14 protein-coding genes are annotated in these 17,736 nt (G+C 40.3%); 4 read left to right on the forward strand and 10 right to left on the reverse strand.

Annotation, left to right across the window (positions count from 1 at the left end; genetic code table 11):
- Window positions 1-12: 12 nt before the first annotated feature.
- From G563_RS0126725 to G563_RS0126755, 6 genes are all read right to left on the reverse strand, one after another.
- Window positions 13-465 carry a MarR family winged helix-turn-helix transcriptional regulator gene (locus G563_RS0126725; protein WP_028668033.1) on the reverse strand — a complete coding sequence of 151 codons (453 nt, stop codon included), beginning with the start codon at window positions 463-465 and terminating at the stop codon, window positions 13-15.
- A gap of 253 nt (window positions 466-718) precedes the next feature.
- Window positions 719-1,816, reverse strand: coding sequence for a Fic family protein (locus G563_RS0126730; RefSeq protein WP_028668034.1), 1,098 nt, complete (start codon window positions 1,814-1,816; stop codon window positions 719-721).
- Window positions 1,817-1,931: 115 nt separating this feature from the next.
- Complete coding sequence (locus G563_RS0126735) at window positions 1,932-2,900, reverse strand: hypothetical protein (RefSeq protein ID WP_028668035.1); 969 nt, start codon at window positions 2,898-2,900, stop codon at window positions 1,932-1,934.
- A gap of 414 nt (window positions 2,901-3,314) precedes the next feature.
- A complete protein-coding gene (locus G563_RS0126740) occupies window positions 3,315-4,163 on the reverse strand; it encodes a hypothetical protein (RefSeq protein WP_028668036.1) in 849 nt (282 codons plus the stop codon).
- A gap of 740 nt (window positions 4,164-4,903) precedes the next feature.
- Window positions 4,904-7,273: a TonB-dependent receptor gene (locus G563_RS0126750; RefSeq protein ID WP_028668037.1), complete on the reverse strand. Its 2,370-nt coding sequence runs from the start codon at window positions 7,271-7,273 to the stop codon at window positions 4,904-4,906.
- 445 nt (window positions 7,274-7,718) lie between these two features.
- Window positions 7,719-8,192, reverse strand: coding sequence for a DUF456 domain-containing protein (locus G563_RS0126755; RefSeq protein ID WP_028668038.1), 474 nt, complete (start codon window positions 8,190-8,192; stop codon window positions 7,719-7,721).
- A 204-nt stretch (window positions 8,193-8,396) separates the two neighbouring features.
- On the opposite strand from G563_RS0126755, the gene G563_RS0126760 reads away from it, so the two are divergent.
- Entirely contained in the window at window positions 8,397-9,608 is a 1,212-nt protein-coding gene (locus G563_RS0126760; RefSeq protein ID WP_028668039.1) for a saccharopine dehydrogenase family protein, read from the forward strand.
- 48 nt (window positions 9,609-9,656) lie between these two features.
- Here the strand turns inward: G563_RS0126760 and G563_RS0126765 are convergent, their stop codons facing one another.
- From G563_RS0126765 to G563_RS0126775, 3 genes are all read right to left on the reverse strand, one after another.
- Window positions 9,657-10,265 carry a GNAT family N-acetyltransferase gene (locus G563_RS0126765; protein ID WP_028668040.1) on the reverse strand — a complete coding sequence of 203 codons (609 nt, stop codon included), beginning with the start codon at window positions 10,263-10,265 and terminating at the stop codon, window positions 9,657-9,659.
- A 12-nt stretch (window positions 10,266-10,277) separates the two neighbouring features.
- Window positions 10,278-10,433, reverse strand: a complete 156-nt coding sequence (locus G563_RS38250; RefSeq protein ID WP_157585634.1) for a hypothetical protein — start codon at window positions 10,431-10,433, stop codon at window positions 10,278-10,280.
- A gap of 131 nt (window positions 10,434-10,564) precedes the next feature.
- The gene (locus G563_RS0126775; protein ID WP_028668041.1) at window positions 10,565-12,328 is read right to left on the reverse strand and encodes an ABC transporter ATP-binding protein; all 1,764 of its coding nucleotides are present in this window, start codon (window positions 12,326-12,328) and stop codon (window positions 10,565-10,567) included.
- A gap of 131 nt (window positions 12,329-12,459) precedes the next feature.
- Here G563_RS0126775 and G563_RS0126785 point away from each other — a divergent pair, with 131 nt between their 5' ends.
- Genes G563_RS0126785 through porU2 form a run of 3 tightly spaced genes read left to right on the forward strand, consistent with a single transcriptional unit; the run spans window position 12,460 to window position 16,748 of the window.
- A complete protein-coding gene (locus tag G563_RS0126785) occupies window positions 12,460-12,807 on the forward strand; it encodes a PqqD family protein (RefSeq protein WP_229598576.1) in 348 nt (115 codons plus the stop codon).
- Window positions 12,782-13,471 carry a hypothetical protein gene (locus G563_RS0126790; protein ID WP_028668043.1) on the forward strand — a complete coding sequence of 230 codons (690 nt, stop codon included), beginning with the start codon at window positions 12,782-12,784 and terminating at the stop codon, window positions 13,469-13,471. Before G563_RS0126785 ends, G563_RS0126790 begins: the two co-directional genes overlap by 26 nt.
- A gap of 10 nt (window positions 13,472-13,481) precedes the next feature.
- Entirely contained in the window at window positions 13,482-16,748 is a 3,267-nt protein-coding gene (gene porU2 / locus G563_RS0126795; RefSeq protein ID WP_028668044.1) for a putative type IX secretion system sortase PorU2, read from the forward strand.
- Here porU2 and G563_RS0126800 read toward each other — a convergent pair.
- On the reverse strand, window positions 16,745-17,734 hold the full coding sequence (locus G563_RS0126800; protein WP_028668045.1) for a GSCFA domain-containing protein: 990 nt from the start codon (window positions 17,732-17,734) through the stop codon (window positions 16,745-16,747). The genes porU2 and G563_RS0126800 overlap by 4 nt on opposite strands.
- Window positions 17,735-17,736: the final 2 nt, after the last annotated feature.

Below are 17,736 nucleotides of genomic sequence, written 5' to 3' on the forward strand. Positions count from 1 at the left end.
GGTCTTTCGGGGTTATGGATTAAACTTGTTTTTTGTCTCTTTCATCAGTTCCATGCTTTTACTCAAGTAAGAGGCAATGACTTCGATTTCTTGTTCGGAAAAGCTCGCAATCAGATTTTCAGTTTGTTGTTGGAATTCTTTATACAATGGTTCGAGTAAGGCAGTGATTTTTTGAGCGTCTGGTACAATCATCACCTTTCGTCTATCATTCTTGTCAAATTCTCGTTTTACAAGTTCTTTTTTTTCAAATCTATCAATAAGCCCTGTCACGGCTCCCGTAGTAAGCCCCGTCAGTTTGGCGAGTTCGCCTGCGGTTAGACTACCTTTTTGCAGAAAAAAACCTAGGTATTTATGGTCTGTTCCAACAAAACCAGCATTCCGTGCAATGGTTTCGTGCAGTTGCAGAGAGGTGTAAGCGTATTGTTGGCTGATTTTCCTTACTTCTATGATCTTATTAATTTTCATAATATATCTTAGTACAAAAGTATCTTAGCGACAAAGATAAATAAAAAAATACCAGTGCAAACAAATCTGGAGAAAATTGGGTGAAAATAGAGTGGTAGGTGGGTGGGTTTACGCGTTGCTCATGAAAGCACTAGATAACTCTATAAAGGTAATACTGCATTTTCAATAAATTTGTTGTTGGGCATGGCAGGGAGTAAACAACAGTATCAAGAGTGCAAAAAGCATTGTTTTCATGATAGACAGAGGTGTGAGTTTATTGGTCGGCTAATTCATAATTTATACTTCGACCGCCTTCATTTGTTTGCTGCAAAATACCTTTTTCTATCAAATCTTTTATATCTCTTAAAGCGGTATCGGTTGAGGTTTTAGTAATTTTAGCCCATTTTGAAGTTTGTAGTTTCCCTTCAAAACCATCAAAAAGTTTGTTTAACATTAGTCGCTGCCTTTCATTGATAGACGTATGTTTGTGTCGTTTCCAAAATTCAGCTTTATGTAGTATTGCTTGAGTGGTGGTTTCGGTAGCGAGCATCGCATTTTTCAAGCAATTTAAAAACCATTCGAGCCATTTGGTAATATCTCCTGTGCTATGTTGCACATTTTGCAATACTTCGTAATATTGTTTTCGTTCTATTAAAATTTGACTCGACATACTGTAAAAACGCTCGCCGCTACCTTCTGCGCGGGCAAGCAACATATCTGTTATAGCTCTTCCAATTCGGCCATTTCCGTCATCAAAAGGATGGATAATAATAAACCAAAAGTGAGCGATAGCTGCTTTTAGTACCAGATCAAGATTATCTTTGGTATTGTACCACTCTAAGAACTTATCCATTTCTATCTTTACAAGTTCAGGCTTTAAGGCTTCATAATGTATTTTTTCTTTGCCCATTGCCCCCGAAACTACTTGCATCTCACCTGTTCTATATTGCCCTACTTCAATCTTATAAGGCCCACTGTAGCCGGTAGGGAAAAGTGCAGCATGCCAGCCCAACAAACGTTTTTCGGTTAAGGGCAAAGTATGTCGTTGGGTAGCATCAAGCATCATTTCTACTACCCCTTCTATATGGCGATTGCTTGGTACAAGTCCTGCGGTATTGATACCTAAACGCCTAGCTATGGATGAACGTACTTGGTCGTAGTTAAGCAATTCGCCTTCGATTTCAGAAGATTTTACTACGTCTAAAGTTAATGCGGTAAGGGTAGCTTCTTCTTTGGCAGAAAATCCCAAAGCATTCATTTGCCCAATGATTTTGCCTTGCATCAGGCGAACCTCACCAAATATGACATTTATGGCTTTATCATTCCAAGAAAAATTCGTCCAATTTTTATGTTCATAGATGTACTTTGCCATTGCCTAAAACTAGTTTGCGGTAAATATACGACTTATTCGCCGCAAATTTGCGGTGTTTAGGAGGGCTATTCACCGCAAAGGAGTTAATAGTAAAGGGTGGTAGACAGTGGGGAGGTTATTCTTCGTTGGTGGGAATATGTTTTTCGCGGCAATAATTGTCAACTTCTGAGTCATTCTTAAAGTAGCTGTCACAAAATTCTTCCAATTCTTTTTCTGCTCCTGCCACGTATTTTTCACTAGCAGTCATTAGCTTCTCGGTTTGTTCGATAAACCTTTCAAAGTCTTTGTTTATCTTACAAAGTTTGTCGATTGTCTTAAAGTCCAACTCCCGAAAAACAGACGGATAAAGCACTTTACTTTGATAAGGGTTGGCGTTTAATTTAATAATCCCAATTCCAAAAGACTGATTAAGCCGCGCCATTTCTTCGTTTAAGCTGTCGCGAAACTCAAATGCTACTAAATAGCCGTAATTTGCCCAACTCGAATTTGAAACTGCCTGAAAAAATGCCTTCTTCAGTTCGCTATCGCTATTGATTTCTTTTTTAAGTTCATAAGAACTGAGCTTAAAAGTATCGACTCGATTGATAGATTTTAAAAGATTTTGACTTGCTTTCGTCTGCAAATTCAAGAACTTAATCCCGACCATATCGGGATGCGTCCAAATCTGATTACTGTCTTTTCCGTTTGATTGTTCGTGAAAGATAGTCTTTGAATAAGTATCCGTATTTTTGAGATAACTACTCAGAAGTTTATGTAAATCTCGTTCTTCGTAGGTCTGTAACTTGTTGGCTTTGGTTGGCTTTGTTGGGGTTACTTCGGTATCACCACTCAAAATATCAATCCCAATATTTTGTTCGTTTTTTGTCAAGTAATAATAATAAGTACCGTTAGGCTGCTTAATACGTTTTACTCTGGTGTCTTCATTGCGGATAAAGTCGCCCAATTGGGCCGAAATCGTAGCGGCGGGCGTTTTTCCAGTAAATTCATAATAGCTATTTTCAAGAATATGCGTACAAATTTCAATTGAATTTGCCAGCTTATTTAGGTCGTCTAAACTTTTTAAAATCGCTTCTTTTATTGTCATTTGAGGGATAAGTAGAAGTTATGTAGATCAAAGGTTGATATATTATTATTCTCTTTCTATAGCAATGCAAATGTATAATTAATTTGTAACTGTTTAGGTACTCTTTTTACTTAAAAAGTACAATTTAAAGGCCGTTTTCCAGTTAGAATAGTATAATTTGTGACTTAAGGGAACCTCGAAAATTCAAAAAAATGCGACATTTTTTACACAATTGGTTAACAATATAAATGATAACTAATTGATTGTCAATTGTTTGTTTTTTTTACAGGTTGCCTAAACAATTACGTTATTTCTTATACTTTTCGAACCATTTTATGTGGGTTCCTGATTTGTTTTTACAATGAAGTATAACCTCAACGTTACAAAAGCAACGCTCTCATTTATTTACCTCTCTTTATAAAAATTTAGTAATTTTTATGACTTAAACCCACCATATTTGCTAAATCTCTCTACCCAATCGAGGTATTCACCTGAAAGATTCCCATTCCCTATCAATGGTAGTTGTCTGACATCCCTATTGTCAACGATTAAGGAAATCCCTGATTCTACATCATCATTTTCGTCCAAACCTCTCATTACATTGAAGGCAATAGAATCAATAATCCCGAGAATAATTTTATCTAAATTTTCAATTTGATCATTCGTCAAGCTGGAGTAAAAATAAGACTTGTGTGCTATATATGTTTCATACATATAGGGTGAATTTTGCTGTATAGATTGGATGAAATCAGGATTTGTGTACTGCGTGCGCTCTTCTAGGTAATGTTTGAAAATTTCATCCCTAAAGAGCTTTGTGATAATTCTTCCAAACTTTTCAAGATTTGAATGTAAAATAATGTGATTTAGTTCCTCAAATTCAAAGGAAAGCAAGGTAGTTGGTAGGTTTATTTCTCTGGTTGACTCCCTAATAATCGTCCAAAAAACATGAGATAAATACCTGTTAATGTTGTAGAGCTTTTGTGGTCCCGACGCCTCAAAAATTCCATCTTCCTCAAAATATTTCCATTGTGATTTTTCTTGTTCACATTCCTTTTTCCAATGTTTCATGAACAGAAATTCAATATCCTTGTATTCAAATTCAATTGAATTAGTATATTTTTCCTTGATTTCAGACTTTATGTTAAAACTTATTGTAAATGCACCTTCTGAAGGTTTACAATAAAAACTAATAGATTTCGGGTTGCCGAAGTTATTTCGTATTTTCTTTATTGTTGTGCTTAGAAAGCTTATAATCTCAGCTTTGTCATTGGTGATGTCAATCATATTGTTTTTGGTAATTACGTAATGACTTATATTGTTTAATTAAGATTTTAGCCTTCTATTTTTAGCTTATCCTAATAATATGTATGGGGTATTTAATTTTCAGTTTGACCACTATCAAAGATAGTAAGTTCTTGTTTAGGAGAAGAATATTTACGGAGTATTCTTTTCTTGTTGATATTGATTCCCTCTCAAAGCAAAACTATTATCCAGTTTCGACTGGTGTCGGAATATGGTTTGGTCAATAATATAACCCGTACGCGCCAGCAAATGCCATCTGATTTTTGAGAAAAAAGAAATAAAACAAAAAGCATAAGTCATCCCAAAGATTGGAGAGTGTAATAGCTCGCCTATAGGATGCGCCAGATAGAAGCTTAAGATTTATACTCAAAAAGATTTAGGTTTGACTTCTCTTAAGTCCTTGCTGTGAAGCTGAAAACATAATACTAGAAAAGTTAAGCTTCTGTGAAACTATTCCTCCACAATAGCATTCTCATATTCTGCCTCGGAGAGGTGCAAGGTTTGTAGCTCATAAGTCCCTACCAAAAACAAATGACTTCGGAGAAGTCAAACATAAACTTGACGGAAGAGAAAATCGAAGGCCATTTGTAAAAAAGACAACTACCACAACTACTATGATAAGCATAAAAAGACCTTCTGTTTACATTTGAGCGTTTGTCCCTACTCAAATACAAATCAGAAGGTCGGGATGACTTCTTTGGAAGGCGGAGGAAGCAAAAAAATTAGAATTCGATGCGGTAATTGAGTACTGGAATGAGGGGCAATTGATAAGCAATGCGAATATCTTTGATATTGTCGTCGTAGTATCGCCCAAAGATGTTTTCGCGGTTGGTTACATTCTGAATATCAAGCGATAATGTGCCCGTAAAACCGTTTTTGTTGCGTTTCCAACTTATCCGTATGTCTGAGCGGAAATAGGCGTTTAAAGTCTCTTCGTACATTTGGTTTTCGAGGTACACGGTTTGGCCTTTTTGGCGCGAAGCTGCTAAATCAATAGGCGTATCCCTAAAACCACCGATATAAGTCAGTTTGCCGTTGATACCCAGCACATTGTTTTTCTGGCGACCTACGAGCCACTCTTTGCCAATGAGGAAATTGGCCGCCGAACCTACGTCAAAACGAGTACTGCGCCATATTTCATCCGAGCCGCTGTACTGCGAGCGGAAGATTGAGCCACTGAAGAGATAATAAAAGTTGTTTTGCAGGAAACGCTCCAACGTAAACTCCAACCCGTAGTTACGTCCTTTTCCTTTGTTGACCAAGGGTTTAGTTTCGAAGGCATCCATCGAATTGAGCAACGAAAACGAATTGCGGGCATCGGCACTGACCGGTACTCCATACAGCGATTGATAGTAGGTCTCGATTTTGATACGCGTGTACTCATTGAGGAGGCGGTCGTAAGAAAGAACAAAGTGCTGCGCTTTGGTAAAATCAATGTTACGATTAGGGTAATTGACGCCCGTTTCGGCATCGCCATTTGAATAAAAATACAGTCCAATCGGGTGCATTTTGCTGTGTATGCCATACCCAAATGCGATAGATTGACCAGCCGCTAAGTCCCATTTGAGCGAAGCTCGTGGCTCTATCGAGCGGCTTTGATTGAGCAAAAGGGCTAGGGTATGAACGCCTAGATTGGCCGTTAGTTTTTCTGATAATCTATAATTTGCCTGCGCAAAAGCCTGAATAGTAGCGGTTTGTCCTTTTGATTGGATGAAGCGTTCTAATTTTTGGGTGTCGCTTTCCCATGCTTCTTTAAACAAATCATAAGAGTGATGCGTCCAAATCGCCCCTGCCCTAAGGGCCATTCGAGTGTTTACTTTGTAGTTGATGGTACTCGAAATAGCCATTTTTCGTAGAGAATAATTTTCGTTGTAGCGGAGTTCAGAAGTATAATTGTTGTTGAATCGATGTTGACGAAAACCATTATCGTAGGCTGAGTACAAAGCTACCGTTTTCAAGAAAGCTTTGGAGCCAAGATTGATAGCGTGTGTCATTCCCCATGCGCCTGTATTGGATTTAAAGTTTTCGTCAAACCGCTTTCCGCCTTCTGTCTGCCAGAGTGTGGAGTCGGCTTTTCCTTCCCACAGGGTACTACTCAAGCCCCCAAAGCCAAACAACGTGAATTTGCCCGATTTTTTGGTAGGTAAAGAGATATTGTAAGAAATATCCTGAAAACGCTGCGCGGCATCTCCTATTGGTACGCCTACGCGACCCAGCAGGTCGAGGGTAGAATAGCGATAATTGATGAGATAAGACCCTTTATAGTTTTTTGAGAAAGGGCCTTCGGCGGCTACGTCTATCCCCATCAGTCCAGCCTGAAAGGTGTATTCGCGTTTTTGATTGTTTCCTTTGCGAAGTTTGAGGTCAAAAACCCCCGATAGAGCATTGCCATATTCTGCCGGAAAAGCACCCGTCATAAAATCAGAGTTGGATAGTACTTGGGCACTCAAAATAGAAACACCTCCGCCCGCTGCTCCTAAGCTCGAAAAATGGTTAGGGTTGGGAATGTCGATACCCTCCATACGCCATAGCAACCCGCTCGGTGCATTGCCCCGAATGACGATATTGTTGCCACCGTCATCGCCCGAAATCACCCCCGCAAAGGCGGTAGCCATACGGGCGGGGTCGTTGATAGCCGCCGCATAACGTTGGGTTTCTTCTACCGAAAAAGTACGTGCACTTACGGCTGCCATATCGTTGAGGGGCTTGTCTTTTTCGACAGTAGGTTTGATGGTAATTTCAGAAAGCTGCGTAATGTCTTCTTCCATACCGGCATTGATAATGAGTTCTTTGCCTGCGTTGACTACTACATTGCTCAGTGTCAATTCTTTATAGCCCATGTAAGTGATTTTGATAGTTTGGCGGCCGATAGCTACTTGCGACACTTGGAAAGATCCTTCGGCATCAGTGATAGTGCCTTTGAGTGGTTGCGAGCCTACCAAAATGACCGAAGCCCCAACGATAGGAGTCTGTAGGTTTTTATCAACCACCACCCCCCGAATCGTTTGGGTGAGGGTTTGGGCATGAGCTGATTGAAATAGGAAAAATACAGAAACAACAAAAAATGACCAGTATTTGGCAGAAGTTTTCATGGATAGACGATTGTTTTGCATGGCTGTTTTTTGACAAAAAGAGTACCGTGTCGGAGGCTAGAGCCTTCGGATGAATTTTTGATGTTAAGATTTTGATGAATAAAAAACTGATGTTGGGCACAATCAAGTGACGGCAAACTTCGTCATTGACCCAACATCAGTGCATTGAAAGTGTTGTTTTATTTGAATTCTTGGCTGTTTGGAAATAAGACATTCCAACTCCCCAAGACCCCCATGAGAAATTTGAAAAAAATGTAATAAAATAAAAAGTATTTCTGTAGTATATTGGAAATGAGTGTGTTGTGTTTCGTGGTCGCTTGGCAATATGCTTTAGGCCGTAAGCAATAAGCTTTCTCGTAAAGAAGGTTTTACGTACTCAATAGGTCTCCGCTGTGATTGTCTAAAAACTTCGCAAAAAATGCTTATTACTTACAGCCTCGGGCTTTTAAAAAAAGGCAGCTACCGCATAGCCAATCATCACTAAACACAAGATGACTTTCATGGTAATGCCTCCTAAAAAACCTAAAAAAGAACCAAAAGCTGCTTTGAGGGCTTTGTCGGCAGCCATACCACCGATGAGCTCGCCAATAAGAGCACCCAAAAACGCACCCAAAAATATCCCAATGGCTGGGACAAAAAAGAAGCCTATCAATAACCCCACCGTTGAGCCCCAAGCGCCGTAGTTGGTACCACCAAATTTTTTGACCCCCCAAATCGGTACATAATAATCCAATACGCTAATAATGAGGGTAACGATTCCTAAGGTATAAAGTGTAAACTGACTAAACTCGGCGTATTTACTAAAATGCAAACACAACAATCCCACAAAACTCAAAGGCGGGCCAGGAAGGGGGAGCACAGCTCCTGCTAGTCCTACAAGCAAGCCGGCAATTCCCAAAATAAGCAGTAAAATATCCATAAGTGAAGTAGGTCGATGATAAGAGGCTTTCCAAGTTTTAAGTTATAAATAGCAGCCAAAACTTGGAAAGCCTTGGTTGGCTCTTTACAAAATCTATCCTCAAATAACATAAAAAACTAGTACGAATCGTATCTTTGCCCACTAATTTTTGAGTGACCTAAAATTACTCATCACCGAACCACAAAATCACAAATAAAGGAAGAGATGTCAAAAGTCCTAATCATTGGAGCTGGAGGAGTAGGGGGCGTAGTGGCACACAAATGCGCCATGAACTCGCATGTATTTACGGAAATCATGCTGGCAAGCCGTACCAAATCTAAATGCGATAAAATTGCCCTTGATATTCAGGCAATGCACGGAGTGACAATCCAAACGGCAGCGGTAGATGCTGATATTGTGCCCGAGCTGGTTGCGCTCATCCAATCTTTTCAACCCAAAATGGTCATCAATGTGGCTTTGCCCTACCAAGATTTGACCATTATGGATGCGTGTTTGGAAACAGGCGTACACTATTTGGATACTGCAAACTACGAGCCAAAAGACGTAGCCAAATTTGAATATAGCTGGCAATGGGCTTACAAAGAGCGTTTTGAACAAGCGGGACTCATGGCGCTTTTGGGCTGTGGATTTGACCCAGGCGTAACGCAGGTGTTTACGGCTTATGCCAACAAGCATTACTTCGATGAAATACACTATCTTGATATTATCGATTGTAATGCTGGAAATCATGGCAAGGCGTTTGCGACCAACTTCAACCCCGAAATCAACATTCGTGAAATCACGCAGCCGGGCCGTTATTGGGAAAATGGTGCTTGGGTAGAGATTCCCGCCATGAGTATTCATAAGCCGATTGATTATCCGGGCATTGGTCCTAAAGAAAGCTACGTGTTGTATCACGAAGAGTTGGAGTCGTTGGTCAAAAACTTCCCAACGCTCAAGCGCGCGCGTTTTTGGATGACTTTCGGACAGCAATATTTGACGCACTTAGAAGTACTCCAAAACGTAGGAATGACGAGTATCGCTCCTATCAAGTTTCAGGGTATAGATATTGTTCCGTTGGAGTTTTTGAAGGCGGTATTGCCTCCGCCAGATTCGCTCGGCGAAAACTACACGGGGCAGACTTCGATCGGTTGTCAAATCAAAGGCATCAAAGACGGAGCTGATGCGACTTATTATGTATGGAACAACTGCGACCACGCCGAATGCTGGAAAGAAGTAAGAGCGCAAGCTGTAAGTTATACTACGGGCGTACCAGCGATGATTGGGGCAATGCTCATGCTCACCAATCCTGAGTGGATGAAAGCGGGCGTTTGGAACTGCGAAGAGCTTAATCCTGATCCTTTTATGGACTTACTCAATCAGCACGGGTTGCCTTGGCATGAGCAAGTCAATCAGCTTTTGCCACACGAATATTAATCGATAAAATGCCTAACTCTGGCGACGCTTGTGGCGTCGCCAGAGTTATTATTCTGTTTGTTCCTCAATCTTAAGTAAGATTAAGTCAAAATATAGTAGTCTAGTTTTTAATGGTTTATCCAATGGTAAATTCATCGCTTCTTTTTCTTGTTCCTCGGTACTAAATAAAGGCTCGAAACCATTATTTGTATAATAAAGAAGTGGTTTGGGTGTATTATAGGAGTCAACAACGATAAACCGACAACCTGTTTTATTTCCTGGATGAACAAACCAAGATTTTATGAAATCCATTAAGTCGGAGCCTACTCCCAATCTTCCGAAATTTTTGTTGACCCCAAGTCTTCCAATCAACACAGAAGGGTAGCTTCTTGTCTCTTTTTCACGTGGTATACGTTTTGTTACTTTCTTTTTTCGAGAATTGGGCAGTGTCTGGACTTTGATACTGTCATTAGAAACCGTAAAGGCGCATACTATTACTTTTGGGTTTTCATCTAGAGTGAAGCAATAGCTCTTACCCAATAATTCAGAAGTGTATTTGATTACATCTTTGGAGAAAAATCCGTTTAAATCAGAGTTGCCACAGTCAAAAGGCTCACAAGAATCTAAAATCTCTTGGTTGTAGGGTCTAAAGGTGCATTTTTCTAATAGGAATCCCACCTTGAGTAGATTTTATGACTTAGCCTTAGCAAGTATTTTACTAGAAATAGATACTTTTTTTGAAAAGTCTACACTTGCTCTATTGGCAATATTTTTTTCAATCTTCTCATTAAAAGTAGATGCCGCTTCTTTTTTCAATACAGGTATGTTTTTAATTGCGGTTGCCATAGTTGTTATATTTACATTACAAAGATAGAGGATTAATATTTATAACAACAATGGAGGATAAAACGAGCTCAATCTATCCGCTAGACTGAGTTTTAGTTTCTCTGAATGTTTTTGTTGTTAATCTCTCTTTTTTAGTTCGCTACTTCTTTATATTGCATTCGGTAGAGATTGGCATAAAACCCTTCGTGGCTTAGCAATTGCTCGTGAGTGCCTTTTTCCTGAATCTCCCCTTTGTCTAGTACCACAATCTGATCTGCTTTCTGAATAGTACTTAAGCGGTGGGCTATTACCATAGCCGTGCGGCCTTTCATGAGTTTTAGGATAGCATTTTGGATGAGTTCTTCGGTTTCGGTATCTACCGACGAAGTGGCTTCGTCCAAAACGATGATTTTGGGGTCATGTACCAATGCTCTTACAAACGAAATCAATTGACGTTGCCCTACTGATAGCGTCGCGCCGCGCTCCATTACATTGTAATCATACCCTCCGGGAAGTTTTTCGATAAATTCATGCGCACCTACGAGTTGCGCCGCTTCGATGATACGAGCGCGACTGATACTTGTATCACCCAAGGTAATGTTGTTGTGAATGGTATCCGAAAACAAAAAAACATCTTGGAGTACTACCCCAATTTGCTTCCTCAGCGCGCCTAGTTCATAGTTATGGATTTCGACACCATCTACCAAAATCTCGCCTTTATTGATGTCATAAAAACGACTTAAAAGATTGATAACCGAGGATTTTCCAGCGCCAGTAGCGCCCACAAACGCGATGGTTTCGCCTGACTTTACCTCAAAAGAAATATCTTTGAGTACGTACTTGTCATCGTTGTAAGCAAACCACACATTTTTAAAAGAGACATCTCCTTTTAGATGTTCTGAAACATAAGTGCCGTTGTTGACAGTATAGTCGTCGCTATCGAGGAGTTTAAGGATACGATCAGTACTTACGATACCCATTTGAAGGGTATTAAAGCGGTCGGCTAGCATCCGTATGGGCCTGAAAAACAGGTTGATAAAAATAATAAAAGCCGTGATGGTACCGAAGGTAACGTCGTATTGAATGACTTGACGGGCGCCATACCACACAATCAGCCCCGTAGCGGCAGCAGCGATAACATCCGCCACAGGATAGTATACCGAGTAGTACCAAATAGAACGGATGTGGGCATCTCTATGGACGCCGTTGATTTGTTTAAACTTCTGGTATTCTATTTTTTCGGCACTAAATATCTGTACGATATTCATGCCGGTGATGTGTTCTTGAACAAAAGAATTAAGGTTAGAGACAGCCGTTCGGACTTCGTTGAAAGAGTCTTTGATTTTTTCTTTAAAAATATAAGTGCTTATTAGCATAAAGGGTACTGTTGCCAGACTTATTAAAGAAAGTCGCCAGTCGGTATAAAACATTACCCCAATAATCAATATCAATTGTAAAATATCTCCTGCCACCGCTGCCATACCATCGCTAAAAACATCAGAGAGGGTTTCTACATCTGATACAGTACGAGTTACAAGCCTACCAATGGGAGTATTGTCAAAGAATTTGAGGCGAAGATTGAGGATTTTTTCGTAGAGCTGAACTCTAATATCTCTAATGATATTTTGCCCTAACCATCCTGCCAAATAAGTGTTGATAAACTGAAAAATGGCTTGTAGAAACAATACCAAAATCATCCAAAGTAGCATGATAGCCAAGCCATTATAATCGCCTGCCGCAATCTCATTGTCTATCGTATAGCGAATCAAAAGGGGACTAAGGGGCGACAAGGTCGCACTTATCAAAATGATAGTTACAAGGATATAAAATTGCTTTTGATAAGGCCTGACAAAAGTGTACAGGCGGCGTAAGGTAGGAAGGTCAAAAATTTTACCGCTTTTCTTTTCTTCGTTCATGCGTAGAGATATTATGCATAAAACAAACACCGAAACCGAAAAGAAAGTTGAGATGAAATCTTATTTTCTTCTTCAAAATGCGAAGCAAGACCTAACAATCTATAAAAAAAGAAAAGCTTTTTGATACCAACATGAAACGAGGTCGTCTAATGGATGATAGGTCTAATTCTGGAAATCTGGTTTTCAATGCATTTAGTATGAAAATAAACTCAACACAAGTCTTTCGAGCTTCTGCCCAGCAAGTATCGTCAACTTTAGAAAACGAAACCGTAATCCTCGATTACGAAAGAGGTGTCTATTATACTTTAGATGAGGTGGGGACATTTATTTGGAAAATGCTTCAACAAAAACCGATGACTGTTGCAGAATTAAAATCGGGAGTTTTGGCCGAATATGACATAGATGAAGCTACCTGTGAAAATGATATTTATGCACTACTTAAAGCTCTTTCGGATGAAAAACTGGTGGAAAAAATATAGTGCCCTGGGGCTATTGGGGGTGGGAATGCTAGCGTGTCATTTGCCTACGGTAGAGAGGTTTAGGCCACAAGACTATATAAACTATCAGGTAGGACAGTACCGTATTTATGAAATAGAGGAGGCTTATTATGCCGTGAATGAAGCGCCCAAAATTCGCCATTTTCAACAGAAAGAAGCTACCATAGCCTTATCTCAAAAAGAAACCTATCAACTCATTGAAATCCAAATAGCCGAGCGAAAAGATAGTAGCCAACCGTGGCAAACCGTGGGATATGAATTGCTGAAATGGTATCCCAATAAACTCTTACGGCAGACTACCGAAAACGTGTTTCAGGAATTAGTGTTTCCGGTGCAAACAGCACTTGAATGGCCTTATGAGCTATGGACTTCTGAGCCGCCCCGTGCTCAATACAACATGCTCAAAACCTCTTATCAAGTTAGTGCCAAAAACTACGAGGATTGTATAACGGTACAACTAGAAGACGAAGCATCTTTACTATCACTTCGCCGAAAATTTGCGGTATTTGCTCCTCATGCAGGCTTGATTTATCGTCAAAATACCGATTTGAATTATTGTCAATCTTCGACTGATTGTATCGGCAAAGGGCAGATAGAGTCTGGGTATCGCATAGAAAAGAAACTCTTAGTCATCGGTCAAGATTAATAAGCTTACTATGAAAAAACATTTACTGTGGTTTTATATCCTCATCGTAAGTTGGGGGAAAATGGACGTAGTACAGGCTCAAACATTACGCTATGGCAATGAATGGATTCGTTTTCAGCAACCGTATTTTAAATTCCCCATTGCCCAAAATGGTATTTATCGCCTTGATTATAAGGTGCTTTTAGAGGCGGGTTTGCCCTTGGATACCCTACAAGCCCGCTACCTTCAAGTGTTTCATCATGGTCAAGAAATGGCACTTTATAAAACAACAGAGGGTGTTTTGAAAGAAGATGATTTTCTGGAATTTTATGCCAAAAAACGCGACGGAACTTCAGACTCGCTCTTATACTCGCCTCCTAGTGCGATGCCTCATCCGTACTACAGCCTTTTTTCGGATACCACCTATTATTTTCTGACGGTGGGTAATGAAATAGGAAAAAAGATAAAACAGACACCCTTGAATCCTAATCATGCTCGTAAGCCAGAACCCTATCATCTAGCGACGGAACGTTTTTTGTACACTGACGAATTTTCGTTCAATACTTTTACCGGGCCGGTGCCTACTTATCAATTGAGTAGCTTAGACAAAGGAGAAGGAATGACGGGAGTACGCCGAAAAGGTGATACTACCTATGTTCAACGTTTTGAATTATCTGACTTTGTTCCTGCGCTCGATCAAAAAATCCCCGTTGATTTTATCCTCAATGGTCGAACTTTCTTAGCGCGCCAACTTACGGTTGGGATAACTAATGAATTGCAACAAACGGCGGTAGATACTTTTTCTCTGACTGGTTTTGAGCATCAGCAAAAAAGGTTTTCATTACCTATATTAGGAGCAGTACATGAACTCAATTTTACGACCCATTCTACATCTTCCCATAAAGCAGATGCTTATTCGCTGAGTTTGTTGGAAATTACCTATCCCCAAAAATGGATATACAATGGGCAAGAAAAGATATTTTATACTCGTCCTAATCCTGCCGATACATCTTGGGTAATAGGAGAAGGCGATAGTGAGAAAATAAAGGCTTTTTATGACATAACGGACGAAACTCACCCTCACCAAATCCCCTACCAATTGTATGGAAGTGGGTGGAGTGCATTGATACCTAGTACCCAACTCCCACGTAGGCTTCTGATGACCGATAAAATCCTGCGTGTTGGAGCGTTAACGCCTGTTAAGTTTGAGGAAATAAAGGCAAAGAATGCTGATTACGTAATGGTATATCATCCTCGGCTCAAGCAGGCCGCAAGTGCTTATGAATCTTACCGAAAGAGTAGAGAAGGAGGAGGTTACAACACATTGTTGCTCAATATTCATGATTTATACAATCAATTCAGTTTTGGCGAACATAGTCCATTGGCTATTAGACAAATGGCCGATTATGTGTTGCAGTCGTCTGTCGTAGAGCCTTATTTGCTATTGCTGGGCAAGGCTTATTCGGCTTTTGATGTGAGGTCTCGCCTCGAACAATTGGATTTGATACCCACTATAGGCTATCCTGCTTCTGACCAATTACTCACTAGTGGACTCGATGGCGCAGTAGCCGAAGTCCCCGCTTTTTTGACGGGCCGTATCCCTGCTACGACCAATGAGCAATTGAATGACTATCTACAAAAACTAAAACATTATGAACAGGCCCCTTTTGAACTTTGGCGCAAAAAAATCCTTCATCTTTCGGGAGGGAGCAATAGCTATGAGATAGGCCGTCTAAAAACCAAGCTCAAAACCCTGCAAGGTATCGCGGAGGGGGCCTATGTAGGCGCACAAGTAAGGGCGTTGGCAAAACAGCAACTTGAGTATATAGAAGCTGCGCCAGTTGTGCAAGATGTCAACGAGGGAGTGGGGTTTATGAGTTTTTTGGGACATTCCTCGGCCAATAATACCGATTTTAACGTTGGAGATATTTCCGATAAAAGTCGTGGCTACGCCGAAAATCAGAAATATCCGATTCTCTTTTTCAATGGTTGTAGTTATGCCAATGTTTTTCGAAATGCTTCTTCCCAAGCTATGGATTGGCTTTTTACCCCTCAAAAAGGAGCCATAGCCGTGGTGGGTCAGTCACATCAAAATGACTTAAGTGCGATTGAAAAATACATGGAGGTATTTTATAAGTTACAGTTTCAGCATCCTGATTTGTATGCACAGTCGCTAGGGAAAATACTAAAACAAGCTGCCGAGCACATCAGTAAGAACAATCCCACTTTTGTAGATAGGGTGAATCTGCAAGAAATGTTGATACTTGGCGACCCTGCGGTGAGGGCGTTTGAGATTAAAAAGCCTGATTATCAGTTGCAGAAGGTTTTTGTGGAAAGCAATAACCCAACTCAACCTTTGGCGTTAGCAACTACTTGGCGGGTAGGGGCTGTAGTGAGTAATGTAGGAAAACACGACCCTAGCCTCTCCCAAAAATACATGTTGACAATCAAAGGACTGGGCGTTTATGAGTTTGTGCTAACTCCTACGGCCAACGTAGACACCTTGTATTTGGAAATTAAAAATGAAAAAAATAGCCCTAAACTTGAATGTTGGATTGATAGCAAAAACCAAATTGAAGAACTGAATGAGCAAAACAATGCATATGTTTTAAGCTTAGACCCCGAAATATTAAAATCCGAAAGTATTTATCCTCCCAGCAGCATTGGAGATGGTATTAGACCTTTGGTAGATATTACCCTCAACGACTCTCCAATCAGCGACGGTGCCACTGTGATAAGAGGTAGCGTGTTTCATTTTAGGGTTTATGACAATCGTCCGCTTTTGTCGTCTACCGACACGGCTAAAGTGGTAGTAGAAATACGGCAAAAGTGTAATCAGTGTGTTTTTCAGAGGCAATGGCTATACTTAGATTTTTTCAGTAAAAACAATCATGCACAGTGGTCAATGCCTGTGACCTTGCTTGCGGGTGAGTACGAAATGAGATTACAAGCTTTTGATTTAGAGGGTAATCGGGCTTTTCTAACCCCTTTGATATTGTCATTTACTATTCTCGATGCTCCTTCGCAGACTCAGGTCAAAGCGTACCCTAATCCGTTTGAAAATTATGTGATTTTCGACATTACAAATCCCTCAACAAAAAAATACGACAGGGCTATTCTCCAAATATTTAATCAAGAAGGACGGCTGCTAAGTGAAAAAAATCAGAGTCTTTTATATCCGTCCAATATTATTTATTGGGAAGCCCCTTTGAACGCGCCTGATTTGATGTATTATCGCGTATTGTTACAAAACAAAGAAAAAGAGGAGATTTTTACGGGGAAATTGATTCGTCGCTAGTTAGCAGCAAAATTAAGTAATTGTTCTTCTACGTGTGCTATTTCTGTTTGTACGTCGATTTGGGAAGAAAGTGAGGTGAGTTTTTCTAAAAGCTTTTCTAAAAATTGACGATGTGCACTCGTATTGGGTTGTAGCGGGCGATGTGCCAAAGCTTGCTGTATCTTCTGCCATTCGAGCACAAATTTTTTTAAATCTTCGGAAAAATAAACATCAGAAAACTGATTGAAAATATACGTTTCGGCTACTTCAGATGGGTGAATCAGGTCTGATTTGTAAAACCGATAATCTCGTAAATCGTCCAAAAGTAGCTCATAAGCAGGGAAATAATCTACGTAATTCAGCGCCTCACTCAAACAATGACACGTCAATCGAAGTACCGACTTGCTGACGGCATTGAGCGGGAGCGTATCGCGCGTATGTCGTACAGGGCTGACGGTCAGAATGACGCGTATATTGGGGCGCACTACCCGTATTTGCTCCAGTAGTTCGGTGAGTTCGTTGGTACAAGTGTCAACCCCTAAGAGTTCTTTTTTGAAAAACTTACCAGGTGTTTTATGGCAGTTGGCTACAATTTGCCCCGTCTCCAAATGCCGATAGACATAGGCAGTACCAAGGGTGATAATAAGAACATCCGTTTGGTGGAGCCATTGATAGACTTCGTGTAGGCGCTGCTGAGTAAAATTTTGAAGTTGGGTTTTTGAAGTAGCCCAAATAGACGAATGAAAATCGTAATGAAACCAACTTTCTTGTTGCAACACATACAATCCCTCCTGAGGAACTTGTTTTTGGAGTGCTTGTTTGAGGAGTTTGCTTATTGAAATGGGATTGAAAATCGTACCGTAAGGATTGACCAAAGTAGGGAGTTTGTTGTGATACAAACGGCTCCCAATCACATCGGCAAAACACGAACCTATGGTCAGAATGGCCGTTGAATGCGTAATGGAATGAGGGCTTGAAGTAAGATTGAGTGTGGTACGAAAGTCCATAT

Source organism: Runella zeae DSM 19591 (assembly GCF_000423565.1).
In the GTDB taxonomy this organism is placed as follows: Bacteria; Bacteroidota; Bacteroidia; order Cytophagales; family Spirosomataceae; genus Runella; species Runella zeae.

What these genes read in the sequence shown, in the direction of transcription:
- G563_RS0126730 (WP_028668034.1), bottom strand. Translation starts at nt 1,816, where the DNA reads ATGGCAAAGTACATCTATGAACATAAAAATTGGACGAATTTTTCTTGG.
- G563_RS0126755 (WP_028668038.1), bottom strand. Translation starts at nt 8,192, where the DNA reads ATGGATATTTTACTGCTTATTTTGGGAATTGCCGGCTTGCTTGTAGGA.
- G563_RS0126785 (WP_229598576.1), top strand. Translation starts at nt 12,460, where the DNA reads ATGAAACGAGGTCGTCTAATGGATGATAGGTCTAATTCTGGAAATCTG.
- G563_RS0126790 (WP_028668043.1), top strand. Translation starts at nt 12,782, where the DNA reads ATGAAAAACTGGTGGAAAAAATATAGTGCCCTGGGGCTATTGGGGGTG.
- G563_RS0126735 (WP_028668035.1), bottom strand. Translation starts at nt 2,900, where the DNA reads ATGACAATAAAAGAAGCGATTTTAAAAAGTTTAGACGACCTAAATAAG.
- porU2 (WP_028668044.1), top strand. Translation starts at nt 13,482, where the DNA reads ATGAAAAAACATTTACTGTGGTTTTATATCCTCATCGTAAGTTGGGGG.
- G563_RS0126775 (WP_028668041.1), bottom strand. Translation starts at nt 12,328, where the DNA reads ATGAACGAAGAAAAGAAAAGCGGTAAAATTTTTGACCTTCCTACCTTA.
- G563_RS0126760 (WP_028668039.1), top strand. Translation starts at nt 8,397, where the DNA reads ATGTCAAAAGTCCTAATCATTGGAGCTGGAGGAGTAGGGGGCGTAGTG.
- G563_RS0126740 (WP_028668036.1), bottom strand. Translation starts at nt 4,163, where the DNA reads ATGATTGACATCACCAATGACAAAGCTGAGATTATAAGCTTTCTAAGC.
- G563_RS38250 (WP_157585634.1), bottom strand. Translation starts at nt 10,433, where the DNA reads ATGGCAACCGCAATTAAAAACATACCTGTATTGAAAAAAGAAGCGGCA.
- G563_RS0126800 (WP_028668045.1), bottom strand. Translation starts at nt 17,734, where the DNA reads ATGGACTTTCGTACCACACTCAATCTTACTTCAAGCCCTCATTCCATT.
- G563_RS0126725 (WP_028668033.1), bottom strand. Translation starts at nt 465, where the DNA reads ATGAAAATTAATAAGATCATAGAAGTAAGGAAAATCAGCCAACAATAC.
- G563_RS0126750 (WP_028668037.1), bottom strand. Translation starts at nt 7,273, where the DNA reads ATGAAAACTTCTGCCAAATACTGGTCATTTTTTGTTGTTTCTGTATTT.